The sequence below is a fragment of the Streptomyces sp. NPDC055239 genome (genome assembly GCF_053606205.1).
On sequence record NZ_JBSGRD010000001.1, the window covers coordinates 17,542 to 38,374 of the forward strand.

At 70.1% G+C, this 20,833-nt stretch carries 17 protein-coding genes and 1 pseudogene; 8 read left to right on the forward strand and 10 right to left on the reverse strand.

The features are described 5' to 3' along the window. The gene (locus tag ACWFRJ_RS00095) at positions 1–855 is read right to left on the reverse strand and encodes an AfsR/SARP family transcriptional regulator (RefSeq protein WP_453523276.1); all 855 of its coding nucleotides are present in this window, start codon (positions 853–855) and stop codon (positions 1–3) included. Positions 856–865: 10 nt separating this feature from the next. Between ACWFRJ_RS00095 and ACWFRJ_RS00100 the strand changes: the two genes are divergently transcribed. The 4 genes from ACWFRJ_RS00100 to ACWFRJ_RS00115 all read left to right on the forward strand — a co-directional run bounded on the left by ACWFRJ_RS00100 (position 866) and on the right by ACWFRJ_RS00115 (position 3,776). Then, on the forward strand, positions 866–1,291 hold the full coding sequence (locus ACWFRJ_RS00100) for an MMPL family transporter (protein WP_453523278.1): 426 nt from the start codon (positions 866–868) through the stop codon (positions 1,289–1,291). 53 nt (positions 1,292–1,344) lie between these two features. Then, positions 1,345–2,610: a sensor histidine kinase gene (locus ACWFRJ_RS00105; protein WP_453523280.1), complete on the forward strand. Its 1,266-nt coding sequence runs from the start codon at positions 1,345–1,347 to the stop codon at positions 2,608–2,610. Continuing rightward, positions 2,607–3,272, forward strand: coding sequence for a response regulator (locus ACWFRJ_RS00110; protein WP_453523282.1), 666 nt, complete (start codon positions 2,607–2,609; stop codon positions 3,270–3,272). Before ACWFRJ_RS00105 ends, ACWFRJ_RS00110 begins: the two co-directional genes overlap by 4 nt. 93 nt (positions 3,273–3,365) lie before the next feature. Further along, a complete protein-coding gene (locus ACWFRJ_RS00115) occupies positions 3,366–3,776 on the forward strand; it encodes a MarR family winged helix-turn-helix transcriptional regulator (RefSeq protein ID WP_453523284.1) in 411 nt (136 codons plus the stop codon). Between the two features lie 9 nt (positions 3,777–3,785). Here ACWFRJ_RS00115 and ACWFRJ_RS00120 read toward each other — a convergent pair whose 3' ends face one another. Beyond that, positions 3,786–4,514, reverse strand: a complete 729-nt coding sequence (locus ACWFRJ_RS00120; RefSeq protein WP_453523286.1) for a maleylpyruvate isomerase family mycothiol-dependent enzyme — start codon at positions 4,512–4,514, stop codon at positions 3,786–3,788. Positions 4,515–4,575: 61 nt separating this feature from the next. On the opposite strand from ACWFRJ_RS00120, the gene ACWFRJ_RS00125 reads away from it, so the two are divergent. The 3 genes from ACWFRJ_RS00125 to ACWFRJ_RS00135 all read left to right on the forward strand — a co-directional run bounded on the left by ACWFRJ_RS00125 (position 4,576) and on the right by ACWFRJ_RS00135 (position 6,331). Continuing rightward, on the forward strand, positions 4,576–4,875 hold the full coding sequence (locus ACWFRJ_RS00125) for a hypothetical protein (RefSeq protein WP_453523288.1): 300 nt from the start codon (positions 4,576–4,578) through the stop codon (positions 4,873–4,875). A 5-nt stretch (positions 4,876–4,880) separates the two neighbouring features. Further along, on the forward strand, positions 4,881–5,717 hold the full coding sequence (locus ACWFRJ_RS00130) for a TIGR03619 family F420-dependent LLM class oxidoreductase (RefSeq protein ID WP_453523290.1): 837 nt from the start codon (positions 4,881–4,883) through the stop codon (positions 5,715–5,717). A gap of 122 nt (positions 5,718–5,839) precedes the next feature. Then, positions 5,840–6,331, forward strand: a complete 492-nt coding sequence (locus ACWFRJ_RS00135; protein ID WP_453525016.1) for a nucleoside deaminase — start codon at positions 5,840–5,842, stop codon at positions 6,329–6,331. A gap of 72 nt (positions 6,332–6,403) precedes the next feature. On the opposite strand, the gene ACWFRJ_RS00140 is transcribed toward ACWFRJ_RS00135, so the two are convergent. The 7 genes and pseudogenes from ACWFRJ_RS00140 to ACWFRJ_RS00170 all read right to left on the reverse strand — a co-directional run bounded on the left by ACWFRJ_RS00140 (position 6,404) and on the right by ACWFRJ_RS00170 (position 17,889). Beyond that, on the reverse strand, positions 6,404–6,856 hold the full coding sequence (locus ACWFRJ_RS00140) for a cupin domain-containing protein (protein WP_356253883.1): 453 nt from the start codon (positions 6,854–6,856) through the stop codon (positions 6,404–6,406). 113 nt (positions 6,857–6,969) lie between these two features. After that, the gene (locus ACWFRJ_RS00145) at positions 6,970–8,235 is read right to left on the reverse strand and encodes an MFS transporter (protein ID WP_453523292.1); all 1,266 of its coding nucleotides are present in this window, start codon (positions 8,233–8,235) and stop codon (positions 6,970–6,972) included. Between the two features lie 8 nt (positions 8,236–8,243). Beyond that, positions 8,244–10,856, reverse strand: coding sequence for an ATP-grasp domain-containing protein (locus ACWFRJ_RS00150; protein WP_453523294.1), 2,613 nt, complete (start codon positions 10,854–10,856; stop codon positions 8,244–8,246). Further along, positions 10,853–12,142, reverse strand: a complete 1,290-nt coding sequence (locus tag ACWFRJ_RS00155; protein ID WP_453525017.1) for a pyridoxal-phosphate dependent enzyme — start codon at positions 12,140–12,142, stop codon at positions 10,853–10,855. The genes ACWFRJ_RS00150 and ACWFRJ_RS00155 overlap by 4 nt, the downstream gene beginning before the upstream one ends. Before the next feature lie 57 nt (positions 12,143–12,199). Next, positions 12,200–13,084 (reverse strand): annotated as a pseudogene (locus ACWFRJ_RS00160) (ATP-grasp domain-containing protein); the annotation flags it as partial. Between the two features lie 103 nt (positions 13,085–13,187). Beyond that, the gene (gene epsC / locus ACWFRJ_RS00165; RefSeq protein ID WP_453523296.1) at positions 13,188–13,796 is read right to left on the reverse strand and encodes a serine O-acetyltransferase EpsC; all 609 of its coding nucleotides are present in this window, start codon (positions 13,794–13,796) and stop codon (positions 13,188–13,190) included. A gap of 13 nt (positions 13,797–13,809) precedes the next feature. Next, positions 13,810–17,889 carry an amino acid adenylation domain-containing protein gene (locus ACWFRJ_RS00170; protein ID WP_453523298.1) on the reverse strand — a complete coding sequence of 1,360 codons (4,080 nt, stop codon included), beginning with the start codon at positions 17,887–17,889 and terminating at the stop codon, positions 13,810–13,812. 891 nt (positions 17,890–18,780) lie between these two features. Here ACWFRJ_RS00170 and ACWFRJ_RS00175 point away from each other — a divergent pair. Further along, positions 18,781–19,479 (forward strand): phosphatase PAP2 family protein, encoded by a 699-nt coding sequence (locus ACWFRJ_RS00175; RefSeq protein ID WP_453523300.1) that lies wholly within the window; start codon positions 18,781–18,783, stop codon positions 19,477–19,479. A gap of 7 nt (positions 19,480–19,486) precedes the next feature. On the opposite strand, the gene ACWFRJ_RS00180 is transcribed toward ACWFRJ_RS00175, so the two are convergent. Next, on the reverse strand, positions 19,487–20,830 hold the full coding sequence (locus tag ACWFRJ_RS00180; protein WP_453523301.1) for a glutamate-1-semialdehyde 2,1-aminomutase: 1,344 nt from the start codon (positions 20,828–20,830) through the stop codon (positions 19,487–19,489). Between the last annotated feature and the right edge of the window lie 3 nt (positions 20,831–20,833).

Here is a 20,833-nt window from a genome sequence, read left to right on the forward strand (position 1 = left end):
TCACGCCGCCGACACCGGAGCGGGCGTCCGCGCCGTCGTGAGGAGTTCCGGGTCCTGGCGCAGTATCCGCTCGTGCAGGGGCCGCAGCGCGGGGCCCGGATCCGCGCCCATGGCGTCGGCGATCCGGTGCCGGGCGTCCTCGAAGGCGAGCAGAACGTCCGAGGAACGGCCGGTGCGGTAAAGGGCGTTCATCAGAAGCTCGACCGGGCGCTCGCGCAGGGGGTGCGCGGCGACGAGCCTGATGAGTTCGTGGACGTACTCGAAGGAGCGGCCGAGTTCGATCTCCCCGGCGATCCTGGCCTCCAGGACGGTGAGCCGCTTCTCGCGCCACCGGAGCCGTTCCGCCGCCAGATAAGGCGCGTTGAGCCCCTCCGCGAACTCGCCGCGCCACAACGCCTCGGCCCGGTCGATGAGTTCGCCCGCGTGCCGCAACTTCCCCGCGTCACGCGCCGCGAGGGCCGCGTCGACCAACTGCCGCCGCTCCCGCAGGTCGTCGGCCGCGGCGCCGGAGAGCCGATATCCGCTGCCGGTCCACGTGAGTGCCGGCCCCGCCGCGCCCGCTGTCCCCACAGGCCCCGCCAGCACCGCCGTGTCCGCCGACGCGAATGCGCGCCGCACCCCGGAGACGTACTTCTGCACGAGGTTGCGTACATGAACCGGGGGTTCGTCGCCCCACACCGCGTCGACGAGACCCTCGTACGAGAGGGGCCGCCCCTCCTGGAGGAGCAGTACCGCGAGAACCGCGCGCTGCTTCGGCGGCCCGCCGCGCTCGCCCGCTGGGGCCACCGCGTGGAGCGCCCGCAGAGCACGGCAGGCCCTCGGCTTCACGCACACCGGGTCCATCGAGCTGAGCATCCCGGTGCTGATGTTCTGCGTCGCCTACGGCCTGTCGATGGACTACGAGGTGTTCATGCTGGCCCGGATCAAGGAGGAGTACGAGCGGGTGGGCGACACGGAAGCGGCGGTGGCCACCGGGATCCGGCGGAGCGCTCCGCTGATCACCACGGCGGCCGGGACCCTCGCGCTCTCGTTCCTCACGTACGCGACCGGGGGCGTCGTCTTCCTCAAGGAACTCGGCGTCGGCACCGCCCTGACGATCCTCGTGGACGCCACCCTCATCCGTGTAGTCCTGCTGCCCGTCGCCATGCGGCTCGCGGGCCGCGCCAACTGGTGGGCGCCCGGTCCGCTGCGCCGGCCGCACCGCCGCTTCGGTCTGCACGAAGGTCACGAAGGCCACGAAGGCACGGAGCACGGTGACGCTCCCGAGGTACTCCAGCGGGAGTACGCGTGATCGCCACGTCCGGCTGACGCCCGCCGCCCACCGCGCGGTCTAGCGTTGCCGCCATGGACGAGCAGCGCGAACACGGGCGCGGCGGTCCGTCCCTGCCCTGGGGCGGACCGCCGATGTGGCGGCACGGGCCGCCCTGGTGGAACCGGCGGTCCGCCGTGGGGGAAGCGGGGGACGTACGGAGGCTGCCCTGGCTGACGACCCTCGCGATCACCGTGTTCGTGCAGATCGGCTCGAAGTACGCGGCCCATGGCCAGCTCGACCGCGTTGACCTGGACATCCCGGGCCGACTGCTTCTGCTCGCGGGCACGGCCTCGCTCCTGCTGCGCCACCGCTTCCCGCTCACGGTCGCGTACTTCACGGCGGGGACCGCGCTGGTCTATCTCGGCGCCGGGTACGCGTACGGCCCGGTCCTGCTCACCGTCGCCGTCGGCTGCTTCGCCGCGGTCGTCGCGGGGTACCGGCGCGCGGCGTGGGGCGCCGTCGCGATGCTGTGGGCGGGGCATCTGCTGGTCGCGCACTGGCTCTACCGGTGGCTGCCGCCGGACGGCGACGCGCCGAGGACCTGGGGCGAGGAGATCATCGTCGCCGTCTGGGTCGTCGCCATCATCGCCGTGTCCGAACTGGCTCGCGTAAAGCGTGAGCAGTGGCTGAAGGAGAGCGCGGAGCGCGCGCAGGCCGCCAAGCGGCGGGCCGACGAGGAGCGCCTGCGCATGGCGCGCGAGCTGCACGACGTCCTCGCGCACAGCATCTCCGTGATCAACGTCCAGGCGGGCGTCGGCCTCGCGCTGCTCGACTCCGACCCCGAGCAGGCCCGTACGGCACTGACCACCATCAAGGCCGCGAGCAAGGAGGCGCTGGGGGAGGTCCGCCAGGTGCTCGACACTCTGCGTACGCCCGGTGACGCGCCCCGCGCCCCCGCTCCCGGGCTCGACCGGCTGCCCGAGCTCGTGCAGCAGGCCGCCGGTACGGGACTCACCGTCGACGTCGACACCCGGGGGAGGTGCAGGAAGCTGGCGCCCGGCGTGGATCTCGCCGCCTTCCGCATCGTCCAGGAGGCCCTGACCAACGTCGTACGGCACTCCGGATCGCGCCACGCGCGCGTGCTCGTGCGGTACGAGGGCGCGGAGCTCACCCTGCGCGTGGACGACGACGGCCCCGCCACCGGCGCGGACGCGGGCGGCAGCGGGAACGGTCTCGCCGGGATGCGTGAGCGCGCCGCCGCCCTGAATGGCACGATCGAGGCGGGCTCGCGCCCGGACGGGGGATTCAGGGTCACCGCGGTACTGCCCACCCGCACGGCACTTCAGGAGGACCAGTGATCCGCGTACTGCTCGCCGACGACCAGTCGTTGGTGAGGGCCGGTTTCAAGGCGCTGCTCGGCGCCCAGCGGGACATCGAGGTCGCGGGGGAGGCGGCGGACGGCGAGGAGGCGGTGCGCCTGGTGCGCGAACTGCGCCCCGACGTCGTCCTGATGGACATCCGCATGCCGCTGCTCGACGGGCTCGCCGCGACCCGCAGGATCACCGAGGAGCCGGACCTCGGTGACGTCAAGGTGGTCATGCTGACCACCTTCGAGCTGGACGAGTACGTCTTCGAGGCGATCCGTTCCGGGGCGTCGGGCTTCCTCGTCAAGGACACCGAGCCCGAGGAACTGCTGCGCGCCGTCCGCGCGGTCGTCGACGGCGACGCGCTGCTCTCGCCCGGCGTGACGCGCCGCCTCATCGCCGAGTTCGCGGCCCGCTCCAAGGAGCCCGCGGACGCCGAGACGCTGAGCGAACTGACCGAACGGGAGCGGGAGGTGATGGCACTCGTCGGCATCGGCCTGTCGAACGAGGAGATCGCCCGCCGTCTGTTCGTCAGCCCGCTGACCGCGAAGACGCACGTCAGCCGCACCATGGTGAAGCTGGGCGCCCGCGACCGCGCCCAGCTGGTCGTCCTTGCCTACGAGTCGGGCTTGGTGCGCCCCGGCTGGCTGGGCTGACGAGCCGACCGGCGACGCATGCACATACATTGAATGCGCGTGCATTTAATGCCGACGCAATGAACGGGGCATTCTCTGCTACCGTGCGATGTCATGGCGGCGAAGAAGGCCGAGCAAGGGCTCGTGGACCAATGGCGCGACATTCTCGCGGTGCACGCGCGCACCCTGTGTGAACTCGACAACGCCCTGCGTGAACACGGGCTCGGCGCGAGCGACTTCGAAGTGCTCGACGTACTGTCCGAGGGCGCCGCGGCCGACGGCGACGGCGACTGCGGCTACCGCGTGCAGGACATCGCGGGCCGAATCCATCTGAGCCAGAGCGCGCTGTCCCGTCTCATCGGCCGCCTCGAGAAGGACGGTCTCGTGGAGCGCGCGATGTGCAGCGAGGACCGGCGCGGGGTGCGGGTCGTACTCACCGACAAGGGACGCCGGTTGCACGCGCAGGTGCGGCCGCTCCAGCGCGCGGTCCTCGAGCGGATGCTGGTGGGGACCGCCTCCGCGTAGCCGGTCGACTCACACGCCCGACGTCTCGCTCCACAGCGCACTCAGCGCGGTGTCGCCGGTGACGTGCGGGAGCGGCCCGCGGTTCCACAGCGCGAGGTAGAGGTGCTCCGCGGGGCCCGACAGCTCGCAGTCGGCCGGTCCGTCGTCGCCCCGCTCCGTGGCGGCCGGCTCCTGCGAGAGGCGTACGGTCCACACGGCGTCCGCGTCGGTCGCCCGCACGCGAAGCACCCGCGGCTCCTGCGTACGCACCCTGCTGCGTGAGCGCGCGTGAAAACCCCGCAGCAGCTCGTCGATCCCGTCCGCCGCGAACTCCGTACCGACCGGGGACGGCGCACCACCGCGCGCGGACTCGGCGTCCACGCGGTGGATCGCCGTCTCGTTCGCCTGCCGCCGTGCCCAGAAGGCGAGCGGGGACGGCGCGGGCAGGAACGCCCAACACCGCACGTCGGGCGCCGCGGCACGCAGCGTGGCGACCAGGTCGCCGTGCGCCCGCCGGTACCAGTCGATCAACGCGGCGCCGTCCAGGTCCGGCGGGTCGCCCACGGGCCGCGGCGAGGTGTGCCCTTCGGCGACGAGCGCCGCGGCCCACACATGCACCGCCCCCGTGTGCCGCAGCAGATCGCGGACGGTCCAGTCGGGACAGGTCGGCACCTTGGCGCCAGTGCCGGACGCTTCGGCGGCGCGGGCCAGCAACTGGCCTTCGGCTTCGAGGACTTCGATGTGCTCGGCAATCTCCATGCGGGAGATTGTGCCGGATGGAGCGCGCTCGCATGCGCTTGGGCGTCGGCTACTTGAGTGCGTGCACGCGGGTGACGACCTGCCGCCGCTCGCCGAGGCGGCGCGCGTCTGGGTACTCCTGATCTACGAGGACTTCCGCCCGATGCTCCCGCTGGTGAACGAGGTCGGCGGCGACGACGTCCGTACGTCACTGAAGTACTCCTTCGCCGCAGCGGCCGCGATCTGGGGCGAGCGCCCCTCGCTCGACGCCTACATCCAGGGCTGGGCGCGATCGAGGACCGCACTCCTCGCTTCCTGCCGTCTCTTGCGGGTAACTAGGCGCCTTGGTAAGGCAGTTGGGAGACCGCCATTGCTAGGGTGACACCCATGCGGATAGGCGTGAACGTCCCCAACTTCGGGCCCGGGGCGAACCCCGATCACCTCGCTCGTTGGGCCGGAACCGTGGAGGGGCTCGGCTTCGATCTGCTGATGATGTCCGATCACGTGGCGATCACGCCGGATGTCGCCGAGCAGTATCCCGCTCCCTTTTACGAGCCCTTCACCACGCTCGCCTGGATGGCCGGAATCACGACCGGGATCAAACTGGGGACGACCGTTCTCATCACCCCCTACCGGCACCCTCTGCTGGTCGCCCGCATGGCCGCCAACCTGCATCAACTCAGCGGCGGCCGACTGATTCTGGGTGTCGGGGTCGGCTGGGCCCGGGAGGAGTTCGAGGCGCTCGGCGTCCCCTTCGAGCGACGTGGCGCGCTGACCGACGACCATCTGCGGACGCTGCGCGCCGCATGGGAGAACGAAGCCGACTATCGATCCGGGCAGATTCCGATCTGGATCGGTGGAAACAGCGACGCGGCCATGCGCAGGGCCGTGCGTTTCGGCGCTCCGTGGCATCCGCTGCGGTTCACGATGCCCTGGTTCAGGGACGCGTTGGTGCGACTGAAGGGAATTTCCGCCCGGCTCGATCGGCCCGTGCCCGCTCTGGCGCCGCGAATTCGTCTCGGACTCACGGAGAAGCCGGTCGACCACCCGGATCGCCGAGCCGGGGAAGGCACCGTCGAGCAGCTCTTCGAGGACATCGACGAACTGCGCCTGGCCGGTGCCGACACCGTGCTGCTCGACCCGTACCACGGCGATCCGAACGAGACTCTGCGGCCCGAGGCGGCCTGGCAGGCGCTGGCCACAGTGGCCGCCCACCGGACGTAGCCGGGGCACCTCTCCGGCACCTCTACAGAGGCACCTCCACAGAGACGGAGCAGCCAGTGGCACCCCAGGACCAGGACCAGGATCAGGACCACGACCACGACCTCCCCGGGACCGGCGCCGTCATCGAAGCCGATCTGCCCTACCTGCGCCGCTGCATCGAACTGGCGGCCGAGGCGACCGAAGACGGAGACTGGCCGTTCGGGTCCGTGCTCGTCGACGCGGACGGCAGGATCAGGGCCGAGGACCGCAACCGCGAGTCCACCACGGGGGACCCGACGGCGCACCCGGAGTTCGCACTCGCCCGGTGGGCCGCGGCCCATCTGACCCCCGAGGAGCGGGCCGCGGCGACCGTGTACACCTCGGGTGAGCACTGCCCGATGTGCGCTGCCGCGCACGGGTGGGTCGGCCTCGGCCGCATCGTGTACGCCAGCTCGTCCCAGCAGGCGAGGGACTGGAAGACCGAGTGGGGTGTGCCCGTCACCTCGCCCCTGAGCCCGTTGACCGTGCGAGACGTCGTGCCGGGTGTTGAAGTGGCCGGCCCGGTGCCCGAACTCGCCGAGCAGGTGCGTGAGTTGCAGTGGCGTTTCCGTACAGGGAAGGGCGTGGACGACTGACGGCGGGACAGCGGCGGGCCCGGCAGCGTGGTTCGCTGCCGGGCCCCACCACCGTCCCGTACGCTCGCGGCGTCAGACCATGAACTGGTCGTACTTCGCCATGTGCTCCCGCAGCTCCTCCATGCTGGGGTTGCGCCCGTTCGCCGTCAGGCGTCCCAGGCCGCGGAAGTAGTCCTCGCGGTCGTAGATCGGGTAGAACATGATCAGTAGGGTGGCGTCCTCGGTGCCCCGGTTCGTGAAGCCGTGCGGCTCACCCTTGGGGACGTACGCGAACGCGCCCGGCTCACCTACCACCTTGCGGTCGCCGATGGTGAACTCGATCTCGCCCTTGACCACGTAGAACATCTCGGTGGACTGCTTGTGTATGTGGGGGGCCGCGCCCTTCGCCTCCGGAGCCATGTGGTGCTCGAAGAAGCCGAACTCCCCGTTGGAGTCGGGCGTGGTGAGCTTCAGGTACGTCCTCTTCGTGTCGCGGATGTCGACGTATTCGCCTTCACCGGCGGGGACGTACAGCGGAACGGACATTTTTCTCTCCTCGGGTGATGTTCGTGGTGATGTTCGTGGTGATGCTCGGGGTGATGTTCAAGAGGTGGTGTGCAAGTTGACGACCCGCCCACCGGTCTGGTGGACGGGGGCGATCACGCGGCCTCGGCCAGGGCCGGGTCCTGCCGCGGGCGACTGTCCGCCCGTGACTGCGCCCACCGGCCGATGACGGGCGCCGCGAAGCCGCAGACGGCGAACAGCGCGGCCAGGGCGACCCATCCGGTGGTGCCGGTCGTGACGATCACGCCGATCAGGACCGGTGCCGCGATCTGCTGGACGGCCACGCCGAGCCAGAAGACCGAGAGATAGACGCCCTCCTGGCCGGGCGCCGCGAGCAGATACGATCCGCCCCAGCCGCCCGCCGACTGGAACAGCTCCCCGCCGGTCAGCGCGACCATGGCGAGCAGCAGTACGACGACGCCAAGGACGACCGGCGGCTTCGGCGCCGCGACGAGCAGCAGGCAGCAGGCCGCGAGGGAGATGCCGGCCCGCACCAACCCCCGCGCCGACCCTGCGATGGTGTCGGTGCCCCTGCTGGCGCGTACCTGCAGCGCGACAGCGAGCACGGTGTTGACCGCCACAAGGGGTGAGATCACCGCGGCCGGGACCTCGGTGTGTTCGACGATCCACAGCGGGATGCCGATGCTCAGCAGGGTCATGTGCATGGTGAGCACCGCGTTGATCCCGGTGAACGACAGGAACGGTCCGTCGCGCAGCGCATCGACCGAGAAGCGGCGTCGCAGGCTCTTCGCCGGTGTGCTGAGCACCGGCAGCCGGTAGGCGAGGGTCGCCAGAACGGCGAACGAGACGGCGTTGAGCAGCAGGATCGCTCCGTAACCCGCCCGGGTGCCGATCAGTAGACCGACACCGCCAAGGAGGGCGCCGACGGTGAAGCCGACGTTGCGCAGCGACCGCAGGACCGCGACCACCCTGACCCGGTCGTCGGTCGCCGTCACCTGTCCGACCAGGGCCTGTTCCATCGGTGCCGCCGCCTTGTCGACCAGGCCGAGCAGGCACACCACCGTCAGGAACTGCCACAGGTTCTGGACGAACGGGTAGAGCACGAAGCAGGCGCAACGCCACAGGCTCACCCCGACAAGGACCCTCTTCGGTCCGATCCGGTCGGCGAGGACGCCGATCGGGACCGCCGTGATCAGCGCGATCGCGGCGGACAGGGTCAGGCCGAGACCGAGAGCGCCCACCGACAGACCGACGGAGCGGGTGATGAAGGGGACGGAGACGGCCAGGAAGGCGCCGGTGCCGACGGCGTCGATCATCGCCATCACGGACAGTCGTATGCCGACCGGCCCTCCGGGGACGGACCCGCGCCAGCCGCGGACGCGCTGCCACAGAACAGACATCAGCTTCCTCAATCCGTGGTGGGGCGGGAGTCCGTGGCGGGAAGGGGATCCGTGGTGATGCGGATGGCGGCGTCCGCGTCCAGGACGCGTCGGCGCGTGGTGTCCGCGTCAGGACCGGTCGCGATGACGTGCCCGGCGCGGTCCCAGGAGGATGCCCACGGCCGGACCTCCTGGCCGGTCTCGACATCGACCTCCACGGCCCGGACACCGGGCAGGGCCCTCGCCGCGTCCGTCCCCGCGACCTCCGTCACGGTGCCCGGCTCGGCGGCCAGGAACCGGATCGCCGAGGTCAGCCGTGCGGTACTGGGCAGGGTGACCGGCCGTCCTGCCAGCAGGTCGATGAGGGTCAGCCTGATCCGCGTGCCGTACGCGAGGTCGTTCAGGTCGATCAAGTAGTCGCCGGGGCAGCGTCCCGCGCATTCCACGAGCGCCGGTCCTGACTCGGTCAGGATCCACTCGGCGTGCAGGATCCCGGTGCGATACCCGGTCGCCGCGACGAGCGCCCGCATGGCCGTCTCGAACGCGGCCCGCGTCTCCTGGCCGAGCGGAGCGGGCAGCAGGTGACCCACCTCCACCGGGTACGGCCCGGGGATCACCGTCTTGGCCGTGATGTTGTGGAAGATGATCTCGCCCTGCCGCACAAGCGCCTCGACGCTGTACTCGGGCCCCCGCAGGCGCTCCTCGGCCAGGAACCGCCACGTGAGGTGCCGGTCGGGCACCTGCTCGTACTCGGCGGCGGAGGAGGTGCGCTCCCAGGCCCGTGCCGCGGTGACCGCGTCGACCGAGTCGAGGAGCTGTACGCCCACGCTGGCCTGGCGGTTGGCCGGCTTGACCACCACGGGGCCGTCACCGGCGAAGTCGAGGATGTCCTCGGGTCCGTACACCTCGCGCCAGCGCGGGCCGCGTACGCCACCCGCGTCGCAGACCTCACGTAGCCGGACCTTGTCCCGCAGTGCCTGCGCGGCCTGTTCGGTCGCGCCCGGAAGACCGAGCTTCTCGGCAAGCGCTGCCGCCGCGGGCACCGCGTACTCCAGGCCGGGGACGACCGCGGCCACCGGGCGCTCGGCCTCGAGGTCGGCCGCGAGATCAAGGGCCCCGGCCGACTGCTGATAGCTCGCCGGGACGATCCGGTCCAGGCAGCCGAAGCATGCCGCCGCGTCCCGCAGTTCCCGTTTGCGGATGATGTCGGGTTCCTCGATGACCACGACGGACCCGCTCGGAACACTCCCGTCGATGGCGCGCAAGTAGGCCGCGTTGTAGCCGACGAACACCACCTGCGAGCCGGTGCCGGGGGTGGTCATGGTGGCCACCTCTTGGTGTGTCATGGCGACCTCCTGGCCGTCGGTAGGGAGTACGACACGGCCGTCCGCTCGTACGGGCGTCCCGTCGATGATCAGCTCGATGGCGGCGAGCACCTCGGCGCACCGGCTCCGGGCCTGATCGGGCGTGGCACCGGAGACGATGACGTGCCCGTGCCGGCCCTTGGAGTCGCGGACCTCCGGCACGGTGTCGCCGGGGCGAAGGCGCAGGGCCAACTCGTCGACGTACGGCAGCTTTTGCACCTTCTCCAGGCCGCGACATCCATCGACGCGGCCTGGCGGGAAGGTGAAGAAGCGCACGGCCGCCGTCGCCGTCGGCTCCGGTACATCGGCCGGTGTGCCCGCAAGGCCCGCGAAGATCGCCTGCTCGATGTCGAGGCCGCAGGCCAGCTCGACGAGGCGCGGTATCCGGTCACCGCCGAGCCTGGCCTGCGACTCGACGATGCGCGGGCCGCGCTCCGTCCAGATCACCTCGGTGTGCGCGGGTCCTGACCGGTACCCGCACAAGGTGAGGAACCGGACGGTCAGTTCCTCGATGGCGTGCTTACGGTCCTGGGGCAGCGGCGCCGGGTGGACGTGCCCCACCTCCACGAACAGCGGCGGTGCTCCAAGCAACTTCTCGGTGATGCCGACGACTTGGTGCCTGCCGTCCCGGCTCAGCGTCTCCACGCTGTACTCGGGACCGCGCAGATACTCCTCGACCAGGAACGGTCCTTCATAGCCGTACCCGTCGACGAGTTCCGTCCAGGCCGCCCGGTCCCGCGCCTCCTGCCACAGGAACACGCCCCGGCTGCCGGCGAGTGCGACCGGCTTGACGACGGCCGGGCGGCCGATCCGCTCGACGGCGGCCGGTACTTCGTGCCGGGTCGGTGCCGCTTCGAAGGCCACGGGGGAGAGCCCGTGCCGTGCGAGCAGGTCCCGCATCGCGTGCTTGTCGGCGAGGAAATGGACCGCCGCGGCCGGGTTGACCTCGGCGCGCAGCTCCTCGGCCACCTCGTGGGCGGCGACCATCGTCTCCTCTCTGCCGATGTGGTAGATCACCGAGGCGCGGTGTTCCAGGGCCACCTCGCGGATGGTGCGCCGCAGCAGCTCCAGGTCCCGGAAGTCCGCCGTCACGAACAGATCCGCCAGGTCGCGTACGTCGTCGAGATAGTCCGGCGTCTCGAGCCGCGGATCCCAGATCGCGCCGACCCAGAACCCTTCGGCCTGCGCCTTCCGTACGAACTGGCGGTAGGGCATCACCATCAGCAGGCGCGGCCGGTCGTCGGCGGGCAGTGCAGCGGTGGGTGCGGGCGCCGTCATCGGGCACCGCCCGACACCACTGGCTCCGGCGCGGTCTCGCGGCCCAGCAGGCTCAGATACCGCTCGCCGGTGTCGGGCAGGAGGGTCACGATGCGTCGGCCCCGGTACTGCGGACGGGCGGCCAGGGCGGCGGACGCGTGGACGACCGCGCCGCCCGAGACACCCGCCAGCAGGCCGACGTGCCGCGCGAGCCGCCGGGTGGTGTCCATGGCATCCGTGTCGGAGACCGTGATCACCTCGTCGATGAGGCTCTGCTGCGTGGTCGGCGCGATGAAGCCGCCGTTGAAGCCCGGGATGCCGTGCGTGCCGGGCTTGCCGCCGGACAGCAGCGGCGAGCCCGCGGGCTCCACCGCCACGATCCGCACGGCGGGGTGGCTCTCGCGCAGATAGCGCCCCGCGCCGCTGAGCGTGCCGCCGGTTCCCACTCCGCAGACGAACACGTCGATCCGCCCACCGGCGTCGTTCCAGATCTCGGGTCCTGTCGTCTCGTAGTGCGCCCGCGTGTTGTCCGGGTTGTCGTGCTGGCGGCAGAACCACGACCCGGGGGTCCGCCGGTGGAGTTCCTCGGCCTTGTCGACCGCCGCCTGATAGCCGCCCGAGTGCGGGGTCCGCACCACTTCGGCGCCGAGCGAGTGCAGCATCGCCACCCGTTCGCGGGTCGCGTTGTCCGGCAGCACGATGACGCAGCGGTAGCCGCGGTTGGCCGCGAGCGCGGCGAGGGAGATTCCGGTGTTGCCGGAGGTCGCCTCGATCACGGTGCCGCCGCCCGGGGCGAGAAGCCCTTGCTTCTCCGCGCCGCGCAGCATCGTCAGGGCGGCCCTGTCCTTGCTGCTCGACCAGGGGTTGAACAGCTCGAGTTTCGCCAGTACGTCGGCGTCGGCGGGGGCGCCGTCCACGATCCGGTCCATCGGCAGCCTCAGGAGCGGAGTACCGCCGATCAGATCGACGAGCGAGTCCGCGACCGGACGCCGGGAGACCGGCTCGGTCCGGATGCCGATCTCCTGGACGGCGGCCTCCGCGGTGCGCGCCGCGAGCTCGGCGGTCTCGGCGACCACGAGCACATGACCGGCGCGGTCGCCGTTGCGGCGCAACTCCCGCACCACGGAACCCGGCTTGGGCTTGACGACGACCTCCTCGACGCCGGGCAGCGCGGCGGCCCGCTCATGGCCGGTGACCGACACCACCCGGCCGGGCTGCGCGGTCAGATAGCGGATGGCGGCGCCGCCGACCGGCCGTAGCGGAAGGACCGGGACCGGCAGCGGCTGGCCGAGGTACTGACGGGCCACCAGCTCAAGGGACTTGATGCCCAGAGCGCGGTCGACCAGGTAGGTGATCTTTCCCCCGGCGGGCCTCGGGTTGATCTCGATGAGCTTGGGCCCTGACGCGGTCACCTTGACCTCGACATGGGCCATGCCCAGGTCGAACCCGACGGCGCGCAGCGACTCCACGGCCAGATCGCCGCAGGCGCGGACGAGCGGCCCTGGCAGACTGGAAGGGAAGGTGTGGGCCAGCTCGACGAAGTAGCCGAGACCGACGACCGACTTGTCGGTCACCCCGAACACCTCGTACCGGTCACCGTCGGCAAGCACCTCCACACTGACCTCGGGGCCGCTCAGATACTCCTCGACCATCAGCTCGTGGTGACGGGCCTGGCCACGCGTGTTCTCCGCGCGGGACCGGATCAGAGCGACGTGCTCGGCGGCCTGCTCCGCGGTGTCCACGAGGCGGACGTCGGCACTGCTGGTCTCGTCGGCCGGTTTCACCACACAGGGCAGGCCGATCTCCGCCGCGGCCGTCGCCGCCTCCGCGGGCGTGCCCACCGTGCGGAACGCCGGTATAGGGACGCCGAGTTCGGCGCAGCGGCGGCGCATCAGCGCCTTGTTGCGTGCGGTGGCGACTCCGTCGACGCTGACCGTGGGGAGCCCGAGGTGGACCGCGACCTCGGCGGCCACGACCACGTCGTACTCGGCCAGGGTGAGGAAAGCGTCGAAGGGGTGCTCGGCTCCGGCCTCGTGGACGTACGGCAGGAGCTCATCGAAGACGTTCGTCTCGCACCGGACGATCTCGTCGACGTAGCGCTCGAAGTAGGCGGGACCGCCCGGCACTTCGAGGTAGCGTTCAAGGTCGCGGGTGAAGAAGGTGACGCGGCAGTCGAGTTCCTTGATGATCTGCAGGCCCTCGAAGCCGGAACCGGAGAGATTGCTCTCCAGGACTCCGACGTGAATCATTTGTTCCTCCGTTGAGGTTCCGGCTCGTGGCCGGGGCGAGATGGGGGATTCAGCGAGATGGGCGTGCGCTGCGGGCGGGGGAGCGGGCCGTCACCGGCACCTTTCACCAGCACCCGGAGGTGGCCAGGGTGCGAAGGAGCTGCTCCGACTCCGCGCGCTCCGCGGCCGACAGCGGTACGACGACACCGGCCGCGGGAGCCGTCACGCGGGCCCGGGGCGGCACATCGCCAAGGACGAGCGAACCGGCGCCGATCAGTGCGTCGTCGCCGACGGTGACCGGACCGAGGACGATCGCGTTGGTGCCGAGCACCACCCGGTCGCCGACGACCGGGTGCCGCCGGGCGCCGGGCTCGCGCCGCCCGTCCCGCCACCAGCCGACCGCGCCGAGCGTGACCTGGTGGAAGATCGTGACGTCGTCACCGATCTCGGCGGTCTCCCCGATGACCACGGCGGCCCCGTGGTCGATGAACACGCGCCGGCCGAGTCGCGCACCCGGATGGATCTCGATGCCTCCCGTCACCGCGCGCGCCAAGTAGGCGATGAGCCGGGCGAGTTGACGGTGTCCGCGGGTGTAGAGGACGTGCGCCGTCCGGTGGGCCCACAGGGCCGGCAGTGCGGGGTGGAGCAGCGCTTCCGCGCGGGTGCGGATCGACGGGTCCCTCTCGACGATCATGGCGAGGTCCTGCCGCACCCTGGTGATCATCTTGCGCATGAGGTCCTCCGCCTCAGTAGTTCGGGGTTTTGACGAGATGCCCGGGGTCTTCGACGATCTCCGGGATGTAGACCCGCTCGTTCCACACGTCCTGAGTCACGGGTTCGAGGGCGATCGAGACAGCGCCCTCGTCGACCGAGAAGGCGGTCCTGACCGCGCTGGTGATCGCGTCCACCAGGGCCGATATCTGGGTCTCTTCGAGGTTGTCCGGGAAGTGCTTGATGTTGACGTGGGGCACTTGGATGACCTTTCGGGTGAGGCGTGCGGCCCGAACGGCGGTGACGAGTTCGTCCACCCCGTTCGCGCGCAGCAGCGCGTAGTGGTCGGCCCGCAGCCGGCTGATCCTGGGAGGCGTGCTCGACAGTGCGCGGCCGTGGCTGCGGCCGTGGTCGCGGTCGATGAAGGAGTCCTGGTCGCCCGCGGCCCGGAGCACCGTGACCGGTGCCTTGACCCTGTTCCCGGCCAGTTCATGAGGGGCGTACTCGAACAGGAACGTCTGCCGCACCACGCCGACGATCCGGCGCACCAGATCGCGTTCCAGATACTCGAACAGGCCGCAGACGAACGCGACGAAGGACTCCTCGTCGTGCGTCGACGCCAGGCATTCGGCGACCGCCGACGGCTCGAGGTTCCCGGCGAACACGGAGTAGAGGATCGAGACGAAGGTGGGGTCGGTGAAGCCGACCGTCGCCTCGGTGGGCGCTCCTTCGCCGGTTTCCACGGGTGGCTTGCCGGGCGCCAGGAGGATCACCTCGTCGACCTCTTCCCCGGCCTGCTCCAGGTGCCGTGCCACCGCGAAGGCGACCCGGGCCCCGAAGGAGTAGCCCCACAGCGTGTACGGCCCGGTCGGCTGGACCTGCCGGACGAGCTCGATGTCCTTGGCGACCATCTCGTCGAACGTCGGGTACGCGCTCTCGCCCGGGTTGATGCCGTAGGCCTGGACACCGAGGAACGGCCGGTCGAGATCAAGGCGACCGGCGAGGAGCCGCAGGCTCATGGGATAGCCGCCTAGGCCCGGCCAGCAGAAGACCGGCCGCCCGCAGTCCGTCCCGCGCAGCCGCACCAGGCGGGACAGCGCGGTGGTGGGCGTACGGTCGACGAGCCGGGCGAGACCGGCGACGGTCGGCGCGTCGAAAAGCACCTGGAGCGGCAGGGAACTGCCCAGCTCCCGGTTGATCCTGCCGACCAGGTTGACCGCGGTCAGCGAGTGGCCGCCGACGGCGAAGAAGTTGTCCCGGATCGAGACCCGCTCCTGGCGAAGGACCTTGCGCCACAGTGCGGCGATCGCCTCCTCGGTGGGCGTGCGCGGCGGGACGACCGGCGCGTCGATGTCATCGACGGCAGCCTTGTCGAGGTCGCGCAGGGCCTGGTGGTCGATCTTGCCGTTGGGCGTGAGCGGAAAGGAGTTCAGGACGGTGACCCGGTTGGGCACCATGTACGGCGGCAGGGATTCGGCCAGGTTGTCCTTGACGATCTCGGCAGGACCCCGCATGTGGACGGAGTCCTCCTTCATGCCCTCGCTGAGCCGTTGCTCCGCGCTGACCCGGCCGCCGACGGCGAAGTAGGAGGCCGTGCCGGGGCTGTCGGCGGTCTTCGGGCCCTCCGGTCCTGAGCCCAGGAGTTCCGCGATGCGCCGGGCCGACGACAGGGGATTGCCGGTCTCCGAGCTGTAGCCGGAGGACATGAGGCCAAGACCGAGGTCGTTCATCTGGAGGCGCTGCAACTCCCGGCCGAGGTCGACGTAGCGCTGCCACGGCTCGGTCGCGCCGCCGATCATGCTGATCCCGAAGCTCGACCGTGCGTAGACCTCCTGGTTGATGGCGATGACGTCCTGCTTGCGGATCAGGCCGTCGGACACCCGCACCAGATCCCCGTCGTGGTACCGGTACTGGCCCTCGGCCAGATCGGCGATCCGGCCGGGATGAGCCTGTACGTACAGCTCGACCGGGTCGGGCACAGCCGGGGCGGCGGCCGTCTCCACCTCGTACGTGGCCAGGTAGAAGTCCTCGTCCGGGCAGCGCAGGACGTGTTTGATCCCGGGCTCGTCCGCGCGGGCGCCGACGCGGAGCCCGTACTCGGGGAGCACATGGTCGAACAGGCCCACCATGTGTCCGGATTCGAACCGGAGGACCTCCTGGATGTTGTTCTGGTAGACGGGTTCGATGGCCGACCGGCGCCCGATGAAGTGGACCCGAAGCCTGGGCCCGGCGACGGGCGCGCGGCTGATCAGCGTGAGCCGGTGGTCGATCGGGTGGTAGTAGTAGTGGCCCGCCTCCAGTCCTGCGATGCCGGACAGTTCCAGGTACAGCTGGGTGGCGTACAGGGAGCCGGGCGAGGCGTACCCGTACTTGGGCAGCAGCCGTTCCGCGCTGGGGAACTGGCCGAAGTGGCGCAGCAGGGAGCCGAGTTCGGCCAGAGTGAGGGTGTCCGGGTCGCGAGGCGCGGCCGGTCGCTGTGCCGGTGCCGGTGCCGGTGCCGGTTTCGGTTTCGGTCGGGCGAGCAGGGCCAGAATGTCGTCCCGGGTGACGTGGCCGCCTTCGTAGAACCGGTACGTCTTGCGGGCGAACACCGTGCGCCGCTGCCGGGCCGTCGCCGTCCGTCCGGGCAGCTCGACGGAGGAGAGTCCCTTGTCCTGACGGGTCCCCAGATTGCCCAACTGCGCTTTGAGCTGGAGCTTGCTCTGCTTGGACTGGTGGTGGGCGCCGTGATTGCCCTGGTCCATCAACGCGGCCCGTTCGGGGTCGAGTTCGACGAAGGCCACGAGATTGGCGCCGGTCCGCGGATCGTCGCGGACCAGTACGGCGGCGGACTTGACCCAGTCGTGCTTCTCGACGGAGACCTTGATCTCGTCCAGCTCGACACGGAAGCCGCGCAGTTTGACCTGGCTGTCGGTGCGGCCGAGGAACTGCACGGTGCCGTCGTCGTTCCACCGGGCCAGGTCGCCGGTGCGGTAGAGGCGGGTGGCGCAGGAATCGCCGGAGAACGGCCTTGTGACGAACCGTTCGGCGGTCAGTTCGGGGTTGTTCAGGTATCCGCGGGCCAACTGGGGCCCCGCTATGTACAGTTCCCCGGACTCGCCGGGCGCGACCGGCTGCCGAACGGTGTCGAGGATGTGGAAGCTCATGCCGCGCACCGGCCGGCCGATGGGTATGTGGTCCGGACCGTGCTGGACGGCCTTGGGCTCCACGAGGTGGGACGAGGCGTTGATGGTGCACTCGCTCGGGCCGTACAGGTTGGTCAGTTGGCAGTCCGGCAGCGCGTCGAGCAGCTCGATCGCCAGGCTCTTGGTGAGCGCTTCACCGCCGCTGAAGACCTGGGTGAGCGAGGTGCAGTCGGAAAGCCGTCCGGTGTCGGCGAGCGCCTGCAGCAGGGTCGGCACGCCCTGGAGGGTGGTCACCCGGTTCGCCAGGATCAGGTCGACGAGTCCGCCGGGGTCGGCGTAGACCCCCGGTTCGCTCATCACCACACCGGCGCCGCAGGCCGGTGCGAGGATCTCCCACTGGGCCGCGTCGAAACTCAGCGGCGTCTTCTGCAGCACCGTCCTCGTCCGGTCGAGACCCTGTTCGTCGGCCAGCCAGCGCATCTGATGGACGATGCTGTGCTGCTCGATCCCGATGCCCTTCGGGTTGCCGGTGCTGCCGGAGGTGTAGATGACGTAGGCGAGGTCGTCACCCCGAACACGCGCGGGGGCGACCGGTGAACGACCCCCAGCGGCACGGGTGTTGGTCCGGTCGACCGCGACGATCTTCGTCTCCGGTGGTGTCATCGCGGCAAGGCGGGAGACCAGGGACTCGTCCGTCAGGATGACCTTGGTCTGTGAGTCGGCGACCATGTAGCGCACGCGCTCGTCCGGATACTCGGGCGACAGCGGCAGATAGGCCGCGCCCGCGTGCAGGACGCCCCAGACGCTCACCATGAGGTCGACGGAGGGCTCCATGAATATGCCGACAGGTTCATTCGCCGCCGTGCCGAGGTGCCGCAGGCGGTCCGCCATATTTCCGCTCAGCTCACCGAGCTCCTCGAAGGTCAGTCTCTCCGCGCCGCAGGAGACGGCGGTCCGGTCGGGCTGGGCGAGTACGGCCGCGCGCAGCATGTCTGACAGGGATAATTCCTTGGGCCCCGTGGGTTTCGTCATCATTTTCTGACCTGGAATCCGTAACCTTTTGATTGCGTCATTGGAAATGCTTTACTGGAGCATGGTGAGGCCGGGTCGGAAGGGGGCATGCCGAATTGGCAGCAGGCATCGACCGTCAGCCGTCAGCCGTCGACCTGGGCATGGAAGTAGCCAGGGAGGGCTGGAAGTGAAAGGGTGTGAGGGAATTCGCGACCGTGCGCGGCGCCCCGTCAGCGCTCGGAAGGCCTCAGCATCGCGGAACGATGAGCTGGGTCACCTCAAGGAATTTTTCGAACATGCCTTTACAGAACATGTCTTTACACTCTCCCCGTTTTGACCGGCCGGTCTGTGGTCGAACGGTACGGGCCTAAGGGGGCCGACCGTGAATTTCTGATACCGGCGAGTCGTCTTTAGTAGGCGCTCACTGTAAATCCTGAGAACACCCCTTGTAAAACCTTAATTTCGTCGCAGAACTCGGGATATGGCCTGACTGCATGGTTATGAATGGCCGATCGACATCCGGTTTACGCTCTATTGGTGAGTGCCGGGCGTGCGGGTGCAGGCGAAACAGGCCGCCGACTTTACAGATACCAGGTTCCGGAAAGTGGCGGTCAATTGGCTGGAAATAGGGGTTGACTCTTCATTCGGTGCCGTTCTCTCCGGTCACTCTTCACTCAGTACACGCATCAACTACAGGTCCCCTGGGTGCTGCCCCCGGCGAGCGGCCAGACCCCCGTGCTCACCCTCAAGTCCCGGCGGTTCCTGCCCAGTTTGCGCCGCCCGACCACTCACATCACGCACCTCGTTCAAGCCGACCGGTTAGGGTGGCGGTGGGTGATATGGCGTCAACAAATCTGACGGGAGGGGTAGGTGCATCGCATCTGCCGGCCGGAGCCGAAGCCGGAGCCCCCGGCGCTGCCCCCGGCGCTGCGCGCGCCGTTCGCGCTGATCGCGGCCCTCGCCACACTGACGGTCGTCGTGCTCGGGGTCCTGTACGCAGGTCACAGCCAGTCCGGCAGGGTGGACAGGTGGTTCGTCCAGCCGACGGCGGACAGCGTGGGGCCGCCGTGGCGGCGCGTCGCTCTTGCCACGGACTTCCTGGGTGAGCCTGCCGGAGCGGCGATTCTGATGGTGGTCGCCGTGACGGTCTGCCTGCTGCTTCGGCGCCCTCGCGCGGCGGTGTTCGTCGTCGCCGGGGTCGGCGTCACCGTGGTGACGGGAACGCTGCTCAAGTCCCTGGTGGGACGCACCATCCACGGCGCCGACAACCTGTCCTACCCGAGCGGGCACACCGCCTTCGCCACCGCGCTCGCCCTCGCGGTGGCGCTGCTCGCGACCGGCGGGCTCGGCCTCGGCAGGACAGCGGGTACGTCACTCGTGCTCGGCGCGGCGCTGGTTGCCGGCGCCGCCATGGGCTGGGCGCAGGTCGCTCTGAGCGCGCACTACCCGACCGATGTCCTCGGCGGCTGGTGCACCGCCCTTGTGGTGGTACCGGCCATCGCGTGGCTGGTCGACCGGGTGGCTGACACCGGCCGGGTGGCTGGCGTCAGCCTACGAGAGCGCCGCTGAGGTCACGTCATGCCAAGCGGCGGAACACGGGCTTGACCGGCCGCCCGGCCAGCCAGGGGGTGGGGTCAGTGGCGTCAAGTGCCTTCCGGTACACCGCACATGCCTGGGCCACCACGTCGACGGTGCGCTCGATGTCGGCGTCGTCGAGCGCGCTGCTCACCACGAACGACGGGGCGAGCACCCCGCCGGCGATGAGCTGGCGCAGGAACAGGGTGCGGTACTGCTGCGACGGCTGCCCGTTCTCGTCGAGGGTGGCGAAGACCAGGTTGCTGGCCCGGCCCTTTACGACGATGTTGTCGCCGACGCCCATGCCGCTCGCGGCCGCGCGGACACCGGCGGCCAACCGCTCGCCGAGGGCGTGCAGCCGTGCGGTGACGCCCTCCTCCACGTAGGTGGTCTGCACGGCCATCGCGGCTGCCAGGGAGTGTGTCTCCGCACCGTGTGTGGTGGACAGCAGGAACACCCGGTCGCCGGAGTGACGGAGCCCGCCCCACTCCATCAGGTCGCGGCGCCCGGCAAGCGCGGAGACGGCGAAGCCGTTGCCCAGCGCCTTGCCGAACGTGGAGAGGTCGGGGACGACGCCGTACAGGCCCTGGGCGCCCGCCTCGGACCAGCGCAGGCCGGTGATCATCTCATCGAAGATCAGTACGCAGCCGTGCCGGTCGGCTAGTTCGCGTAGGCCCTCCAGGTACCCGGGCGCCGGTTCGGTGTGACCGGCGGGTTCGAGGATCAGGCAGGCGATCTCGCCCTCGTACCGGGTGAGCAGTTCCTCCGTGGCGGCCAGATCCCCGTACGGGAACGCCACGGTGAGCTCGGTGGTCGCCGTCGGAATACCGGCGGACATCGGCGTGGTGCCGATGAACCAGTCGTCGACGGAGAAGAACGGATGGTCGCCGCAGATGGCCACCCGCGGGCGCCCGGTGACAGCGCGGGCGAGTCGTACCGCGGCGGTGGTGACGTCGGAGCCGTTCTTCGCGAACTTCACCATCTCGGCCGTCGGCACCGTGGCCAGGAAGCGTTCGGCGGCCTGGACCTCCACGATGGAGGGCCGTACGAAGTTGCTGCCGCGGTCGAGTTCCCGCCGCACCGCCTCGAGCACGCGTGGGTGGGCGTGGCCGAGGCTCACCGACCGCAGCCCCGACCCGTACTCGATGTAGCGGTTGTCGTCGATGTCCCACACATGGGCACCGCGGCCGTGGCTGATGACCGGGGCCAGGTTCTCGGGGTACTGGTCGTCGCCCTTGGCGTACGTGTGCGCGCCCCCGGGGATCATGGCGTGCAGCCGCTCGTTCGCCTTGCGCGACCGGGGCAGCGGGAACCCTTCGGTCCCTTCGGTCTCTTCAACGTCCACGCT